2 protein-coding genes are annotated in these 2089 nt (G+C 59.0%); both read left to right on the forward strand.

Annotated features, from left to right (window positions below):
* The first annotated feature begins 15 nt into the window (after positions 1 to 15).
* Entirely contained in the window at positions 16 to 111 is a 96-nt protein-coding gene (locus tag V6C07_RS13025; RefSeq protein ID WP_333536905.1) for a helix-turn-helix domain-containing protein, read from the forward strand.
* A gap of 413 nt (positions 112 to 524) precedes the next feature.
* Positions 525 to 2089, forward strand: a 1565-nt coding sequence (locus V6C07_RS13030) for a peptidylprolyl isomerase (RefSeq protein ID WP_333536904.1), incomplete at its 3' end; no start/stop codon positions are given.

Raw genomic sequence — 2089 nt, forward strand, 5'->3', positions numbered from 1 at the left:
CTTTGCGGCGGCAAGCTGTCCGGTCCCGGCGGCGCGGCGGATGTGCTCGGCGTTCCGCGTTCGACGCTGCAGTACCGCATCCGAAAGCTCGGTATCAGTCAGGTTGAATAGTTCGAACAGACGTGCCCCCTCAAGGTATCTGCCTGTCGTTGAAACATAACTGTTGTTTGCGCGCGTAGTTTTTTTCGGACGGGCAACCGGGTCAGCCTTGCAAGCATGGCGTTGAGGTCTGCTTTCCCATCTTGTCGCGAGACAGGAAAAATGTCCGGGCGGGCTTGTGCTGTGCTGTTTCATGGTCTGTGCGGCAAGCCGCCCGTGTTTTTATACCCTTGCCGAGGCATGCCCGCCCCGGCAGAACCACGGGTTTTTTATGGGTTTGACCTCTGTCTGGTCGCCTGGCGGAGGTGCCGGCCATATCCATCACAGCGCCACATCAAAATCAGCCATGAGCTTTCTTGAGTTTCCGCTGGATTGCGCATATGATGCCGCTCTACGTCAAGAGCAATTATGCAGTCGGAGTTCGCATGCTTGAGTATATTCGCGACAAATCGCAATCCCTGGGCGTCAAACTGGCCTTTGGTCTTATCATTCTTGTCTTTGTTTTCTGGGGCGTTGGCAATTTCAACGACCGCAGTGCGGGTACTCTGGTGGCCGTGGTCAACGGCGATCCCATCTCCATGCGGGAGTTTGAGTCGGCCTACCGCCAGGCAGAGGAAAACCTGCTGCGCAGCAATCCCGGTCTGACCCGTGAGCAGCTGAAGCAGCAGCAACTGGGCCGCCAGATACTGCGCGACCTTATTACCCAGGTGCTGCTGTCCCAGGAAGCCGTGCGCACGGGCGTGAGCATTTCTCCGCTGGAACTGCGGGTGGCCGTCGGCAACATCAAGGGGTTCCAGAATGAGAAGGGGCAGTTCGACCCCGAGGTCTATACCCGCGTGCTGGCTGCCCAACGCATGTCTCCCGCCCAGTTCGAGCACGATATGTCCCGCGACCTGCTGCGGCAGAAAATTTTTGCAATGGTCACGGCTCCTGCCTGGGTAGACCCCGCCGAGTCCCAGAAGCGCTTTGAATTTTTGCGCGAAAAACGCGATGTGGACTATATTTTTATTCCTGCCTCGGATTTTGCCTCTTCCGTCAAAGCTTCTGACGAGGAGGTACGGGCCTATTACGAAAGCCACAAGGCGCAGTTTGCCATTCCTGCCAAGGCCGATGTTTCCTACGTGCTCGTCAGCCCGCAGGACATCGTGAAAGCCAGCGGCATAAGCTCCGCCGCTGCCGAAAAATGGTATGCGGAAAATGCCGCCCGTTTTGAACAGCAGGAAGAAGTGAAGGCCGCCCATATTCTTGTGCCTCTGGCTGAAGACGCCTCCGAGGCTGATGTGAAAAAAGCGCAGGAGCAGGCCGCCGCCATTGAGGCCGAGCTCAAGGCCGGTAAAAGCTTTGCTGCCGTGGCCGATGCGCACAACGGTCCCAATGCCGCCGGTCCCGGCGGCGAACTCGGCTGGCTCAAGCGCGGCACGACCGTAAAGCCCTTCGAGGACGCGGCTTTTGCCCTTGCGCCCGGCAAGGTTTCCGCACCGGTACGCAGCCAGTTCGGCCTGCATATCATCAAGGTTGAGGAAAAAAAGGCCGGGGGTCTGCCTCCCTTCAAGCAGGTGGAGGCCGAGGTTCTTGCGGCCATGGCCCAGGAGCAGGGCGCGGACAAGCTGCATGACGTGGTCGACAGCCTTATTGAAGACAATATTCTGGGCCGCTCCCTGAAGGACAGCGCGGAAAAATATGGCCTTAAATGGGGTGAAACCGGCCTGCTTTCCGCTGCCGAGCTTGAAAAAACGCTGGGTGTCACGGCCCAGGGCGCTGCCACCCTGGTGGCGACCCCGGCGGGCAATCCCGTTGATACGGCCCTTGAAGCCGGAAAAGCCTATGTGGTTGCCCGCGTGATCAAATCCGAGCCTGCGTCCACCGCGCCGTTTGAATCCGTCAAGGATCGCATTATGGCCGGTTTTGTGGAAGAAAAAGCGCTTGGAGCCGCCCTGGAAGCTGCCGCAGCCCTGCGCAAAGACCTGGAAAACGCGCCCGTGGGCGCGGC

The organism is Desulfovibrio sp. 1214_IL3152, assembly GCF_036763055.1.
GTDB lineage: Bacteria > Desulfobacterota > Desulfovibrionia > Desulfovibrionales > Desulfovibrionaceae > Desulfovibrio.